Source organism: Marinobacter sp. F4206, assembly GCF_019392195.1.
In the GTDB taxonomy this organism is placed as follows: domain Bacteria; phylum Pseudomonadota; class Gammaproteobacteria; order Pseudomonadales; family Oleiphilaceae; genus Marinobacter.
In genome coordinates this window covers 380,113-392,895 of sequence record NZ_JAHXKI010000002.1, presented here as the reverse complement: position 1 = coordinate 392,895, position 12,783 = coordinate 380,113, and the positions used below count along the sequence as shown (strand labels likewise).

Here is a 12,783-nt window from a genome sequence, read left to right as displayed (position 1 = left end):
TTTATTATGTGGATACAAAACAACACCTATTTCCATTTTCTGTGCGCCGCCCTTTTAACCGCTGCAGCCTACCTTCTCGGGCTTTCTGGCGGTTTCTACTTTGACGACGAATGGAATATTCTCAGTAATCAGGCCCTCATGCTAGATTCTCTTGGTTTCAGGGGGCTCTGGGACGCTGCATTTTCGGGAACAGCGGGTCCACTGGGGCGGCCGCTCGCTATGCTGAGTTTTGCGCTCAATTACGTATTCTTTGGATTCGACCCTTTCTATTTCAAACTGGTTAATCTTTTCATTCACGTGCTGTGTGGCGTGACGGTCTATGCCATTGCCCTTTCTCTTTCTGAATGCCTTCGCGGAATTCCTATTCCGCGCCGGAGGCTTTTCGCCTTCCTTGTCATGTTGCTTTGGCTTCTGCATCCGATCAACCTTACGACAGTGCTCTATCCGGTTCAGCGAATGGCCGGTCTCAGCGCACTTTTCACGTTGCTTGGTCTGCTTGCATACGTGAGGGCAAGGCAGTTGGTTGGACGGGAGAGGGTAGTTGCACGGTCCGTACTTTTCGTTATCAGTTTTGTTGTTTGCTGGCCGCTTGCTCTCGCGAGTAAGGAGAATGCCGTACTTTTTCCAGCGTATCTGCTGCTCTTGGAGTTCCTGTTTCTGAGATTCCGGGCAGCCGGTGAGCAGAGGGTTAGCCGTCCGCTGGTGTATTCTTTTGTTGGTTTTGTTCTGATTCCCGGAATACTGGTGGTTGCTTACTTCCTTCTGTTTCCCGATTGGATCCTGAACGGTTATGGGAGGCGAGATTTCACCTTCAGCGAGCGTTTGTTCACTGAGGCCAGAGTGATCATGTATTACATCGGCCAAATATTTTTGCCGATCAACAGTTCGCTGGGGCTGTTTCATGACGATTTTGTTGTATCGAAATCGATTTTTTCGCCCTGGACAACGATCCTATCGGTAGTCACTCTGGCTGCATCGTTGGTGGGGGCGCTGATTTACTCCAGGAAATTTCCCGTCGTCGTCTTTGGAGTACTGTTTTTTCTGGTTGCCCATTTGCTCGAATCTAGTGTTTTTGCACTTGAACTCGTGCATGAACATCGTAACTACCTCGCAAGCTTTTCAGTCCTCTTTGCTGTGGCCTATGGTCTGGTCACTGGTACCGAAAAGACAGTTCGTGTTAGGGCGTTTGCTGCAGTTTGTCTCATCGCTTTCTTCGGCATAACAACAATGACTAGAGCAGCAATCTGGGGAGAGCCTGTTTTTCATGTGGTAAGTGAAGTTTCCAACCATCCCCAGTCGCCCAGGGCAAACTATGGTATGGGCAAGCAGTATGCAATTTATGCAAGCTCTCTTGAGGCTTCACCTCAGAAAAAAGAGGCTCTCGACTCTGCAGCCCTGTACTTCGGAAAAAGCGCCGAACTAAGAGAAAGTTATACAGATGGACTGTTCGGTCTGCTCATGATGGAGGGTCTTGAGGGCTATGAAATGGAAAGCGGCCATTTCAACGAGTTGCTCTTTCGGCTGGCCAACGCACCGTTCTCTTACAACAACTTCAATTACCTTAACAGCCTTTTCCAATGCCTGGAGCAGGGCGATTGCACGATCGCTGATGCCAAGCTAAAGGAAATTATCAGCGCTTGCCAGGAGAACGACGGATTCTCCGGTAAGCATGGTAAGCGGTTGTTAGTGCGTTATAAGCGTTTTCTGAAGTGAATTTCTTCGTGGAAAGGAACTTCATAATCCTGATAGGTTTCCTCGAAACTGCGACGTTAGGCATCCTGGTGCTGACTCTCTTGATGAGTTGGTACCCGGACTATTACTACAGTCTTTTCGAGGTTGCGCCCAAATTCTATGTATTCGTGGCACTGTTGATCGTGTTGGGGCCCATACTCGGACGGTTTGTCTACAAAGCGGATCGCGTAGCCTATCTGAACGATCTCAGTGTGATCTACCTGCTCAAATTCTGTGTAGTGTTCTTTGCTTTACACTATGCATATTCTCATCGGCCTATACTGGCAGTATTCTCTGTTGATCGATTTGTTGTCGTTCAGGCGCATCATATCCCTAGCGAGCATATTCCGGTGGGCGTAGCTGAAATGATCCTTTCGGGCGAAAAGCCTCCATTAGTCGCTGCACGGAAATTCAGTGAGACCGATTTGTCGAACCTGCTGAGCGTGATGGGAGGTGAGCCCGATATCGAATATCGTCCCAATCGTTATGAGCGGATTGAATACCAACGAGAAAAAATCATCGAAAGGCTGTGTTCTAATGCCCAATCGGCGGATGAGAAACGACCTTTTGAAGGTCGGAGTTGTGGTCCTGTGAAAGTGCCACTGATATACAGCTTCGACCAGTCTGCTACGGCTGTTTTTGATCTGGATGCAATCGAAATTCTGAAGGTGTTCCCGAACAACCCATGGCAGTAATCCAATTCAAGCTTACGGTGAAATCCTGAACATGCAGAAGGTAACGGTAGTCATACCGGCAAAAAATGAGGCTCAAAGCATCGGAGAACTGGTAGTTCAGATTCGGGCCGGTCGGTGGGTGGATGAGATTATTGTGGTTGATGATGGCTCTACAGACGGGACCGGCGAAATTGCAGAAGCGAAGGGTGCGCGGGTCATTTCTCATCCATATTCCAAAGGCAACGGCGCTGCTGTAAAAACTGGAGCACGGCATGCGACGGGCGATGTCCTCGTTTTTATGGATGCCGATGGGCAACATAAACCAAGTGAGATTCCTCGCCTGTTGTCTCGGCTGAACGACGGTTACGACATGGTCGTGGGAGCGCGGACCAAAAACGGTCAGGCTAATTTCGGAAGAGGAATGGCCAACAGGTTTTATAACTGGCTCGCCAGCTATATGAGTGGGCAAAAGGTTAAGGACCTAACATCCGGATTCAGAGTTGCCAAGCGAAGCTTGTTCCTGCAATTTCTCAATCTGCTGCCGAACGGTTTTTCATACCCAACAACATCGACGATGGCTTTCTTCCGGGCCGGATATTCTGTTGGATATGAGCCCATCGACGTAGGGAAGAGGGTAGGGAAAAGTCATATCCACCCAGTGAAGGACGGTATCAGATTCCTGCTTATCATTTTCAAGATCGGTACACTCTACTCTCCGCTCAAACTTTTTATGCCGGCAGCCTTAGCGGTTCTATTTCTTGGCATAGGATATTACGGCTACACCTTCTTCAGTATGGGCCGCTTCACTAATATGAGCGCTCTAATGTTTACGACGTCGCTTTTGGTGTTCCTGGTAGGGTTGGTTTCAGAGCAGATTACAGCGCTCATGTACAAGGATTCTGACCAGCGAGACGGCGGAAATCTGGGCCGAGACGATCGTGAGTGATCGTTTGCTGTGAGTGCGCAGGCTCGAAATAGAGTTAGCACTTAAATCAACGTCGCTCTGGGTTCGAACCTAGTCTCAGCTTGACCAGCTCTATCAGTGTTGCAAGTTTTATAATGCTTGCAATACTAAGTATCTGGATTCGCTGTTTGATGCTCAGGCCAGAACTTCTTAAGATCCACAAAACGCTTTCCATCGCGTTTCGGTGAGGCTCTACTTGAGACTCGTTTGAGAATGACAGTTTGTTGTTCTTCAAATGTAATCGCCCTGCGGCGACTCTTCTGGCCTGCCGGATTGCGGAGGACAACGTGGTTCGCGGAGCTGTGTGAACAATCGCATCGCCTGCGTATTTTAATTCATAACCACACTGATTTGCTCGCCAGCACCACTCCCTATCGCCGCCAGAAAGTAGCTTTTCTTCAAATGGTCCAACCGTTGAGTAATGATCGCGAAAACAAAACAGGTTGGCGGTTGCAGAAAACCCCTTATTTAGAATATTTTCAGCTTGCTGAAAGCCTGTAAGTAACTGATAACGGGCAGTCGCGGTTACTGGTTCGGGTGTCAGTAGATTAACTTCGCCGCCAACCAAACTGTTCGCAGAATCGCTGCCTAGCGCTCGGGCTCCCTTTTGAAGCCATTTCGGGGCGGGAATACAGTCAGCATCGGTAAACGCTAAAATATCGCAGCGAGCGTTCTGAGCACCTTTATTTCTCGCAGCATAAGAGCCGGGGGTGGGGCAGGTAAGAACTCGCAGGTTGAACGGATATTCCTGATATAGGTTCAAAGCAGGCCGAGAATCGTTATCGACAACGATGACCTCAAGGTTTTGCATCGGCCAGGTTTGGTTTTTGAGGCCATCAAGGCAGGCTTTTATGCCTTCGGGGTCATTGAAGACGGGAATGATGACCGAAATTGTTGGGTTCGCGGCTTCGTCCATATCTGTCTCAGGCCAATGGAGATAGGCCAGCTTCTTTGTTCTGGTCTGGTGCGAGCATGTTTGAATAGAGTTCCACGTATTGCTTCATCATCGTTTCCAGAGAGAAGCGATCCAAGGCTCTCTGCCTTCCCGATTTGCTGATCTGTCTGTAGCGCTCGGAGTCTTCTTTTAACCTTTTTATGGCCTTGGCGAATTCGTCGGTATCGTTCACGGGACAAAGAAAGCCATCAACTCCGTTGCGGATGATTTCAGTAATTGGCGCTATTTCGGAAGTGACAACGGGCAACCCGCTCGACAGCGCCTCCACGACAACTAAACCAAACCCTTCGCTGCGTGATGGAAAGAGAAGGGCATCTGCACTCTGCATAGCTTGAACTACCTGTTCTTCGTTGACCAGCTGACCAATGTCGCGAGTATTTCCATGTACTCTTCCTTCTTGCGGGCCCGTATAGAGAAGCTCAAATCCTGGACCCAGTTTCTGCATTATTGGTTGAAGAAGATCAATGCCTTTTCTGGAGATCCAGCTGCCAGCATAGAGTAAGCGGAAGGGGTCGCTGCCTTTGTCCCTAGGTTCTGGATAGAATCGATCGGTATTAATGCCGTTATAAATGACCCGGATGGGACGATCGACCAGGTCTTTCCGGGTTGCATCGGCGGCGAATTCGCTGACTGCCGTAGCTTGATTAGCAAGGCGGAGCATGCGTCTCTCATTCGGAGCAATCCAGAATTGATGGTACAAGGCTCGCAGAATGCCCTTTTGCTTCCGAAGTGCAGGGCGATGAACCGTGTGATGAACAGTAACGACCAAAGGCATGCCTTTGGGTAGTAGACGCGAGTTTAGCCAAGTATTCGCATGAACGATGTTTGACCAATCGGGGGCTTGGGGTTGCCTTACACTCCAAGGGCAGTATTCAGCACGATGGGGTAACCAGGTTATTTCGGCTCTTATCCCCCGGGCATTCAGATTGTCCACGAGAGTTCGCGTAAATACATCAGTGCCAGTGCCGGTTTGAACTGTGGGAAACCATACGGCGGGTGTAATCATGGGGTGTCCGTAGATCAAGGCGGCAAGAATATCGGGTTCGGGAAAAGGTAACTTCAGGCGCCAAGCGTTTCTAAGATTCCGTGGTATCTGGTTTTGACCTTGCTCCACGAAAATTGTTGAATAGCATACTCTTTAAGGGCATCGATTTCATCAGCTGTGGCTTCTGACCGGGACAGTCTTCGAACAATTTGCTCAGAAAATTCAGCGGTATCCTTCGGATTAACTAGGCAGAGATTCCTGAACTGGGGTGGCACTACATCTTGAGCGGCTGCGACATTACCGATCAAGATTGGGCAGCGAAAACTCATTGCTTCAACCGTGACAAGCCCCAGGCCTTCGACATCTCCATTGTCGGCCTCTATGAAGGGTGCACAGAACAAATTGGCAGATTGGTAGTACTCGGGAAGTTTGTCCTGGGGCAGTGCGCCAACAAAACGGACTGAATTTGACAGTCCCAGTCGACGTGTCTGGTCTTCCAGATTGATCCGTTCGGGACCATCGCCCACAATGATTAGTTCGCAGTTGCTGTGACGCAGAAGAATTCGTGGGAGCGCTTCGATCAGGTATTTTAGCCCTTTCTTCTCAACCAGTCGTCCAACAAAAAGAATTCGTCCCGGCACCCTTTTTTTTGACCGCAAACTGGAATCCGACGTAAAGCCAAAGCCCATTGGTGCTACATATGTGGATTCCTCCTTTGCACCCAGTCCAATGGCTATTGGTTTCATGGGACTGCTCGCCACGCTAATCGCATCTGCCATCTCTAACACCTTTCGCTTCAGCCAGGTTCCAATACGCCCTTGAAGTGCAAATAAATCTCCTCCGTGGGAGGTGACGAGGACAGGTGGGATCGGACTGATTCGAGAAAGCAGCCAAAGCGCAAGCCCCTGGGGAATAATCCAGTGGCAATGAATTGCGACTGGGCGGGCTTTTCGAATTGCACTGCGGGTAGCAATACACATTGAGAATAGAAAAAGGGGAACTAACAGCCACTTCAATGGATTACGTTTCAGATTCGTAAGTATGCCCCCGCCATAAACAAGGGTTTGAAATTTTGCTGGGGCATAGGAGAAGCGTTTTACGAAAACGGGGCCCAGCCATTCGTCTTTTTCTGAGCCCGGGGATCTAGAGGTAACGACAGTGACCTCATAATATTCGGAAAGCTCGACGCAAAGCCGGTGCACAAAGTTTGGTTCATAATCGTCCGGCCACCTTGGATACGTTGAAGCAAGAACAAGCAAGCTTGGTTTTGATTCGGATTCTCTGGCTGGCATGCTTGAGGACACTCAGATTTCCTTATTGGGAACAACGAAGGATAAGGAGCCCAGGTGAGCGTGTCGAGTTGAACCAGAAATCTAGATCTCAACCTCCTCAAAAAGCTCGGGTACCTCGGTTTCCCATCCGAATTTTTCGTAAATCCGTTTCCGCATCACGTCACTTGCCACGACCTCTCCATGGGTTACGTAGATTTTATCCGGATGTAATGAGCCCTGGGCAAGCCAATCGATGATCTCTTCATAGTCGCCATGGGCGGACAGGCTGTCCAGATTGTGAACCTCCGCCCTAACCGGCCAATACTCCCCGTGAATCTTCACGGACTCAGCTCCATTAACCAGCGCATCACCTCGTGTACCCGGCGCCTGAAAGCCCGCAAATACAATGCTGTTACGTTCGTTGGGCAACAACGTTTTCAGGTGGTGTAACACCCGACCGCCACTAGCCATTCCACTGGCTGAAATAATCACACAGGGGTAACGCACCGCGTCCAGTTCAATGGACTCCTCCACCTTGCGAACAAACTTGGTGTTTTCGTCAATCATTTCGCACTGTGCCGTACTGAGCTTGTGCTCTTTGTTGTGCTTACAGAAGATTTCCGTGGCTTTAATTGCCATCGGGCTGTTGAGGAAGACCGGTAGCTTGGGAATGCGGCTTTCACCCATGATCTTGTGGATAACGTAAAGAAGCATTTGTGCCCGGCCAACCGCAAAAGCGGGTATGAGTACAATTCCGCCTCGGCCTGCAGTTCGGGTAATGATCTCGGCCAGCTCTCTTTCGGGGTCAGTCTCAGCATGCTTCCGGTCGCCGTAGGTGGATTCACACACCAGTACATCGGCTTTCCTGATCGGTTCCGGCGGTCGCATGATGACATCGTTCTGGCGTCCAACGTCGCCGCTAAACACCACGTTGCGATCCGTTTCCCTGTGGTGGACATGTACACACGAAGAACCAAGGATGTGCCCGGCTGGCGTAAACGTCACTTCCATGCCTTTAACCGGTTCAAAAGGTTCGTGGTAATGCAGCGATTCAAAGTGCTTCAGTGCCTCCCAGGCATCTTTTTCGGTAAACAGAGGTTCAGGTTTCTCGTGTTTCGAGAACTTTTTCCGGTGCGCGTACTTGGCATCCTCCTCTTGGAGAAAGCCAGCATCGGGAAGTAGAACCTTGCACAGGTCGTGGGTCGCCTTGGTGCAGTATATTTTGCCCTTGAAACCGTTCTTGACCAGTGCGGGCAGGTAGCCGGAATGATCAATATGAGCGTGGGTCAAAACTACCGCGTTTACCGACGACGGCTCCACCGGAAACGGCGCCCAGTTCCTGCGGCGCAAGGTTTTTACCCCTTGATACATGCCGCAATCGACGAGCAAACGATGCTTTCCATCAGAGAGCAGGTAGCGGGAACCGGTAACGGTACCTGTGGCGCCAAGAAAGCGGAGTTTCATGATGGCATCCTTCTGATTCTGGATTAAGGGAGTGTTACTATGGCTCAGAATAGCTCATACGGTTTTGATCTGAAGCAGGAAGCCAAAAGCATGTATTACAGCTCCATCCTGGCGGATGTAATTAAAGTGGCAGATGAGGCCAGCGAACGTGTTCTTCACATCTACGAATCCGACTTCAAGGTCAGTTACAAGGAGGACGAATCGCCGCTTACCGCTGCCGACGTCGCAAGCCATGAGGTGATTGTTAAGGGACTCCGGAATATCAGCCGAGACATCCCGATTCTCTCAGAAGAGGGCGCAGACATCCCTTGGGATGAGCGCAGACACTGGTCTCGTTTCTGGTTGGTCGACCCTGTCGACGGCACCAAGGAATTTACTCAGCGGACGGGCGAGTTCACCGTGAATATCGGACTGATAGAGGATGGCGAACCGGTGCTTGGTGTGGTGATTGTGCCGGCGCTCAAAGAGGCGTTTTGGGGCGTGAAAGGGCAGGGCGCGCATCGTCGTGACCGGTCGGGACGTGTACATGAGCTTCGCGTTGCGGAGAGTCGGTCTACGAGGCGCGTTGTGGCGAGCAAAAACCATTTGAACGCCGAAACAAAAGCGTTCATTGAGCAACTAGGTGAACATGAGCTTATTCAGGCCGGTAGTTCGCTGAAGTTTTGCCGTATTGCCGAGGGCCGTGCCGACATTTATCCGCGCCTTGGGCCCACCAGCGAGTGGGACACTGCAGCGGCGCACGCGGTACTTAGCGCGGCGGGAGGAAAGGTCCACACACTGGATGGCAAGTTGCTTCGTTATGGCAAGGAGAACCTGCTAAACCCCCATTTCGTCGCAGAGGGTGGGTAATATTGATGATTGGGTTCCCGCTCTTACACGATCAGGCGCAAACCGATCGCGGCCTAATGCATTCGAACAATCAAGAAACCACCTGTAGCCAACGTACAAACCGAGGCGCAGATGGATGCCCTTTGCTGATCTATAGGTTTTGGTTGAAAAGACGCCCAGTATGAAACTATTAGTCACCGGCGGCGCCGGCTTTATAGGCTCCGCGGTCATCCGCCACATCATCAATAATGCGAGCGATGAAGTGGTCAATCTCGATAAGTTAACTTACGCAGGCAATCTGGAAAGTCTGGCTGAAGTGAGCGATAGCGAGCGATACGCATTCGAGCACGTGGACGTCTGCAACCGTACCGAAGTAAATCGCGTTCTCGCCCAGCACCAGCCAGATGCCATCATGCACCTCGCTGCTGAGAGCCACGTGGATCGCTCAATAGATGCCCCGGCCGACTTTATAGAAACTAATATCTTTGGCACCTACACGCTGTTGGAAGCTGTCCGGCATTATTGGCAGGGTCTAGATGTTGAGCGTAAAGCAAACTTCCGCTTTCACCACGTAAGTACAGACGAGGTTTACGGCGACCTCCCACACCCCGGCCAAACCCCAGATGCAAAGAGTTACCTTTTCACCGAACAAACCGCCTACGCCCCCAGCAGTCCATATTCCGCCAGCAAGGCCAGTGCAGACCACCTTGTTCGAGCCTGGCAACGCACCTACGACCTTCCGGTGCTGGTCACCAACTGTAGCAACAACTACGGCCCATACCACTTCCCGGAAAAACTAATCCCGCTAATGATCCTCAATGCGCTGGAAGGCAAGCCGCTTCCCGTATACGGAAAGGGCGACCAAATCCGTGATTGGCTGTATGTAGAAGATCATGCGCGCGCCTTATATAAAGTGGTCACTGAAGGCATGCCCGGCGAAACCTACAACATTGGCGGCCACAACGAAAAGCAGAATAACGAAGTGGTGCATACCATCTGCGATATCCTTCAGGAACTGCGCCCGCATAAAAACAGCTATCACGACTTGATCACCAATGTAGAAGACCGCCCTGGACATGACAGGCGCTATGCCATAGATGCGGGCAAAATCCAGCGAGAACTGGGCTGGATTCCGGAAGAAAGCTTTGAAACTGGTATGCGAAAAACGGTGAAGTGGTACCTCGAAAACCTTGACTGGTGCCAACGAATACAGGATGGAAGTTACCAGCGAACGCGGCAGGGAGTTAATCAATGAAGGGCATTATCCTGGCTGGAGGTTCCGGTACCCGCTTGTATCCAATAACTCTGGGGACATCGAAGCAACTTCTGCCCGTTTACGACAAGCCCATGATCTATTACCCGCTCTCCGTGCTTATGCTAGCGGGCATCCGGGAAATACTCATTATAACTACCCCGGAAGATCTGGCCGGCTTCAAGCGGGCGCTCGGCAACGGAGAACAATTCGGTATCAACCTTAGCTACGAAGTACAGCCGCGCCCGGAGGGTCTTGCGCAGGCCCTTGTAATCGGCGAAGAATTTATCGGTGAGGATAGTGTGTGCCTGGTGCTGGGTGACAACATCTTTTACGGCCAGGGCTTCACGCCCAAGTTGAAACAGGCCGCCCAGCGGGCCGAGGGTGCCACAGTATTCGGTTACCAGGTTAAAGACCCCGAGCGTTTTGGCGTGGTGGAGTTCGACGCGGCCAAACGCGCTATCTCCATTGAGGAAAAGCCCGAGTACCCCAAATCCCAATACGCAGTAACCGGCCTCTACTTTTACGACAACAGCGTGGTTGACATCGCTAAACAGGTTAAACCCAGTCCTCGGGGGGAACTGGAAATCACCTCGGTAAACCGCGCCTATCTAGAGCAGGGCAACCTGCATGTTGAACTTCTTGGCCGGGGCTTCGCCTGGCTGGACACCGGTACACACGAAAGCCTGCTGGAAGCCGCCCAGTTTGTAGAAACCATTGAAAAACGTCAGGGCTTCAAGATCGCCTGCCTCGAAGAGATTGCCTTCAATCAGGGCTGGTTAACGCCCAAGCAGTTGAAAGCGCGAGCCACCCAGCTAGAGAAAAACGGCTACGGCGCATACTTGCAAGACCTTCTGGAAGACACCAAATGATTCCGGTCACCAAACCGTATTTACCAAACCGGGAAAAGCTAAAACGGTATATAGATGGTATCTATGAGCGTCAATGGCTGACCAACAATGGCCAACTCGTTCAAGAGCTCACCCAGCGACTCGAGGACTACCTGGGCGTTGAAAACCTGTTGCTAGTTACCAATGGCACCCTCGCCCTGCAAATTGCCTCTCGCGCCCTCGGTGTGAGCGAGGCGAACCTCGGCGAAATGCCGGAAGCCATTACCACGCCGTTCACCTTCATCGCCACCGCAAGTTCCCTGAAATGGGACGGCGTGCAGCCGATATTCGCGGACATAGACCCGGACACCTGGTGCCTGAACCCGGCCAACATCGAACCGGCCATTACCTCGAACACCCGGGCCATCGTGCCGGTGCATGTGTTCGGAAACGCTTGCGATGTAGAGGCCATCAATGCTGTCGCCCACAAGCACAGCCTGAAAGTCATCTATGATTCCTCCCACGCCTTTGGCGTAAACTACAGGGGCGAAAGCCTGCTAAAACATGGGGATGCGGCTACCCTTAGCTTCCATGCTACCAAACTGTTCCACACAGGCGAGGGCGGGGCCATTATCTTCAAACGCAAGGCAGACCTTCAGCGGGCAAAGAAATTGATTAACTTCGGCATATCGGGGCCGGAATGCATCGAAGACTTGGGCATTAACGCCAAGATGACGGAGTTGCAGGCGGCTATGGGGCTGTGTGTGCTGGATGAGATGGAAGAAAACCTTAAGGCTCGTGCAGCCGTTTGGCACCGGTACGAACAGGGGCTGAGCCGGAAGCTACGATTGCAGCTAAAACCGGAAACACTGGATTACAATCACGCCTATTTCCCAGTGGTGTTTGAAAACGAAGCTCAGGCGATGAGAGTGGCCGCAGCTCTTGAGAAAAACGGTGTATTGGCGAGGCGATATTTTTACCCGTCACTGAGTTCAGTGAATTGTGTGGGGGGGCAAGCAGATCCACCGGTATCCAAAGACCTAGCCAGTCGGATACTTTGTTTGCCAATCTTCGCTCAGCTGTCCGCATTTGATCAGCAACAGATTATCAGCTTGATTGAGGGAGAACTTAAGGCATGAAGCTGGCGGTTATGCAGCCATACCTATTTCCCCACATTGGCTACTTTCAGCTGATTCAAGCTGCCGATCTTTTTCTGATTTATGACGATGTTGCTTACATTAAGCGCGGTTTTGTGAACCGGAATAATGTGCTTGCACCGAATGGAGTCATACGGTTTACGGTATCGGTACCTGGCGCCTCTCAGAATAAATTGTTCTCCGTTTTGGAGTTTTCGGGCGATGTGGCTAAGGTTCTGAAAACAATAGAGCATAGTTATTCGACGGCTCCGTATTTTGAGAATGTATTTCCAATAATTCGCGAGACTCTGGAATTTGAGGATCGATTAATCGCATCCGTATGCCAAAAAGGTTTTGAAGGTGTCTTTTCCTACCTCGGTATAGAAAAACAGTTTAAGAAGACGAGCGATCTGGAATACGACCGATCTGGCACCGCCCGGGATCGCCTGATTGCCTTGTGTCATGAGTTCGGAGCTGATTCTTACCTTAACGCGCCGGGTGGAAGAAAATTGTATTCCAAGCCAGATTTTGCTGAGAAGGGGATTGATTTGAAGTTTGTTGACTCGTTGCCGGTAGCGTATTCGCAGGGGGCGGCGGAGTTTGTTCCAAACCTCTCTATAATTGATGTGTTAATGAATTGTTCGCCCACAGAAGTTGAGTGCTTATTGAAAGGCTATTATCTTGCTTAGCAAC

12 protein-coding genes are annotated in these 12,783 nt (G+C 50.9%); 8 read left to right on the top strand and 4 right to left on the bottom strand.

Annotation, left to right across the window (positions count from 1 at the left end; translation table 11 throughout):
- Positions 1–6 precede the first annotated feature (6 nt).
- The 3 genes from KZO34_RS04075 to KZO34_RS04065 are packed head-to-tail and all read left to right on the top strand — an operon-like array spanning position 7 to position 3,351.
- Complete coding sequence (locus KZO34_RS04075; protein WP_219473646.1) at positions 7–1,713, top strand: hypothetical protein; 1,707 nt, start codon at positions 7–9, stop codon at positions 1,711–1,713.
- A gap of 8 nt (positions 1,714–1,721) precedes the next feature.
- Entirely contained in the window at positions 1,722–2,426 is a 705-nt protein-coding gene (locus tag KZO34_RS04070; RefSeq protein WP_219473644.1) for a hypothetical protein, read from the top strand.
- A gap of 31 nt (positions 2,427–2,457) precedes the next feature.
- Complete coding sequence (locus KZO34_RS04065) at positions 2,458–3,351, top strand: glycosyltransferase family 2 protein (protein ID WP_219473642.1); 894 nt, start codon at positions 2,458–2,460, stop codon at positions 3,349–3,351.
- Positions 3,352–3,397: 46 nt separating this feature from the next.
- Here KZO34_RS04065 and KZO34_RS04060 read toward each other — a convergent pair whose 3' ends face one another.
- From KZO34_RS04060 to KZO34_RS04045, 4 genes are all read right to left on the bottom strand, one after another.
- Complete coding sequence (locus tag KZO34_RS04060; protein WP_219473641.1) at positions 3,398–4,285, bottom strand: glycosyltransferase family 2 protein; 888 nt, start codon at positions 4,283–4,285, stop codon at positions 3,398–3,400.
- Between the two features lie 7 nt (positions 4,286–4,292).
- A complete protein-coding gene (locus tag KZO34_RS04055) occupies positions 4,293–5,330 on the bottom strand; it encodes a glycosyltransferase family 4 protein (protein ID WP_219473638.1) in 1,038 nt (345 codons plus the stop codon).
- Between the two features lie 53 nt (positions 5,331–5,383).
- Positions 5,384–6,613 (bottom strand): glycosyltransferase, encoded by a 1,230-nt coding sequence (locus tag KZO34_RS04050; RefSeq protein WP_219473636.1) that lies wholly within the window; start codon positions 6,611–6,613, stop codon positions 5,384–5,386.
- 69 nt (positions 6,614–6,682) lie between these two features.
- Positions 6,683–8,044 carry an MBL fold metallo-hydrolase RNA specificity domain-containing protein gene (locus KZO34_RS04045; RefSeq protein WP_219473634.1) on the bottom strand — a complete coding sequence of 454 codons (1,362 nt, stop codon included), beginning with the start codon at positions 8,042–8,044 and terminating at the stop codon, positions 6,683–6,685.
- 90 nt (positions 8,045–8,134) lie between these two features.
- On the opposite strand from KZO34_RS04045, the gene cysQ reads away from it, so the two are divergent.
- The 5 genes from cysQ (at position 8,135) to KZO34_RS04020 (ending at position 12,779) form a co-directional block, all read left to right on the top strand.
- Positions 8,135–8,893 (top strand): 3'(2'),5'-bisphosphate nucleotidase CysQ, encoded by a 759-nt coding sequence (cysQ, locus tag KZO34_RS04040; RefSeq protein WP_219477154.1) that lies wholly within the window; start codon positions 8,135–8,137, stop codon positions 8,891–8,893.
- A gap of 160 nt (positions 8,894–9,053) precedes the next feature.
- On the top strand, positions 9,054–10,127 hold the full coding sequence (gene rfbB / locus KZO34_RS04035; RefSeq protein WP_219473633.1) for a dTDP-glucose 4,6-dehydratase: 1,074 nt from the start codon (positions 9,054–9,056) through the stop codon (positions 10,125–10,127).
- On the top strand, positions 10,124–10,996 hold the full coding sequence (gene rfbA / locus KZO34_RS04030; protein WP_219473632.1) for a glucose-1-phosphate thymidylyltransferase RfbA: 873 nt from the start codon (positions 10,124–10,126) through the stop codon (positions 10,994–10,996). The genes rfbB and rfbA overlap by 4 nt, the downstream gene beginning before the upstream one ends.
- A complete protein-coding gene (locus KZO34_RS04025) occupies positions 10,993–12,093 on the top strand; it encodes a DegT/DnrJ/EryC1/StrS family aminotransferase (protein WP_219473631.1) in 1,101 nt (366 codons plus the stop codon). The genes rfbA and KZO34_RS04025 overlap by 4 nt, the downstream gene beginning before the upstream one ends.
- The gene (locus KZO34_RS04020) at positions 12,090–12,779 is read left to right on the top strand and encodes a WbqC family protein (protein ID WP_219473630.1); all 690 of its coding nucleotides are present in this window, start codon (positions 12,090–12,092) and stop codon (positions 12,777–12,779) included. Before KZO34_RS04025 ends, KZO34_RS04020 begins: the two co-directional genes overlap by 4 nt.
- The last annotated feature ends 4 nt before the right edge of the window (positions 12,780–12,783 follow it).

Excerpts from the sequence above, each read along its gene's own strand:
- KZO34_RS04065 (WP_219473642.1), top strand. The coding sequence starts at position 2,458 with ATGCAGAAGGTAACGGTAGTCATACCGGCAAAAAATGAGGCTCAAAGC.
- KZO34_RS04055 (WP_219473638.1), bottom strand. The coding sequence starts at position 5,330 with ATGATTACACCCGCCGTATGGTTTCCCACAGTTCAAACCGGCACTGGC.
- cysQ (WP_219477154.1), top strand. The coding sequence starts at position 8,135 with ATGTATTACAGCTCCATCCTGGCGGATGTAATTAAAGTGGCAGATGAG.
- rfbB (WP_219473633.1), top strand. The coding sequence starts at position 9,054 with ATGAAACTATTAGTCACCGGCGGCGCCGGCTTTATAGGCTCCGCGGTC.
- KZO34_RS04045 (WP_219473634.1), bottom strand. The coding sequence starts at position 8,044 with ATGAAACTCCGCTTTCTTGGCGCCACAGGTACCGTTACCGGTTCCCGC.
- KZO34_RS04020 (WP_219473630.1), top strand. The coding sequence starts at position 12,090 with ATGAAGCTGGCGGTTATGCAGCCATACCTATTTCCCCACATTGGCTAC.
- rfbA (WP_219473632.1), top strand. The coding sequence starts at position 10,124 with ATGAAGGGCATTATCCTGGCTGGAGGTTCCGGTACCCGCTTGTATCCA.
- KZO34_RS04075 (WP_219473646.1), top strand. The coding sequence starts at position 7 with ATGTGGATACAAAACAACACCTATTTCCATTTTCTGTGCGCCGCCCTT.
- KZO34_RS04060 (WP_219473641.1), bottom strand. The coding sequence starts at position 4,285 with ATGGACGAAGCCGCGAACCCAACAATTTCGGTCATCATTCCCGTCTTC.
- KZO34_RS04025 (WP_219473631.1), top strand. The coding sequence starts at position 10,993 with ATGATTCCGGTCACCAAACCGTATTTACCAAACCGGGAAAAGCTAAAA.